This is a genomic window from Streptomyces aurantiogriseus (assembly GCF_014649375.1).
In the GTDB taxonomy this organism is placed as follows: domain Bacteria; phylum Actinomycetota; class Actinomycetes; order Streptomycetales; family Streptomycetaceae; genus Streptomyces; species Streptomyces aurantiogriseus.
Genome location: NZ_BMSX01000080.1, coordinates 1 through 823, shown reverse-complemented (window position 1 = coordinate 823; position 823 = coordinate 1). Strand labels below are relative to the sequence as shown.

1 protein-coding gene is annotated in these 823 nt (G+C 63.7%); it reads right to left on the bottom strand.

The genetic code is table 11. The features are described 5' to 3' along the window. On the bottom strand, positions 1 to 823 hold an 823-nt coding region (locus IE263_RS48060; RefSeq protein ID WP_268256156.1), incomplete at both ends, for an alpha-amylase family glycosyl hydrolase.

The window sequence follows — 823 nt, the reverse complement described above, 5'->3', positions numbered from 1 at the left end:
AGCCAGATGTTGTCGCCCATGCCGATCTCGTCGCCGTAGTAGAGGATCGGCGAGCCGGGAAGGGACAGCAGGAGGGCGGTGAACAGCTCGATCTGGTTGCGGTCGTTGTCGAGGAGCGGCGCGAGCCGCCGGCGGATCCCGATGTTGGCGCGCATACGCGGGTCCTTCGCGTATTCCGCGTACATGTAGTCGCGCTCTTCGTCGGTGACCATTTCGAGCGTGAGCTCGTCGTGGTTGCGCAGGAAGATTCCCCACTGACAACCGGACGGAATGGCCGGTGTCTTGGCGAGGATTTCCGAGACCGGGTAGCGGGATTCCCGGCGTACCGCCATGAAGATGCGGGGCATGACGGGGAAATGGAAGGCCATGTGGCATTCGTCGCCGCCGGAGGCGTAGTCGCCGAAGTAGTCGACGACGTCCTCGGGCCACTGATTGGCCTCCGCGAGCAGCACGGTGTCCGGATACATCGCGTCGATCTCCTTCCGGACCCGTCTGAGGAACTCATGGGTTGCCGGAAGGTTTTCGCAGTTGGTGCCCTCCTCCGCGTAGAGATACGGCACCGCGTCCAGTCGGAAGCCGTCGATCCCGAGGTCCAGCCAGAAGCGGAGCGCGGCCAGGATCTCCTCCTGGACGGCCGGGCTCTCGTAGTTGAGGTCCGGCTGGTGGGAGAAGAAGCGGTGGAAGAAGTACTGCTTGCGGACCGGATCGTAGGTCCAGTTGGAGACCTCGGTGTCGACGAAGATGATGCGGGCGTCGGCGTAGGCTTTGTCGTCGTCGGCCCACATGTAGTAGTCGCCGTAGGGGCCGTCGGGGTCTTTTCTCG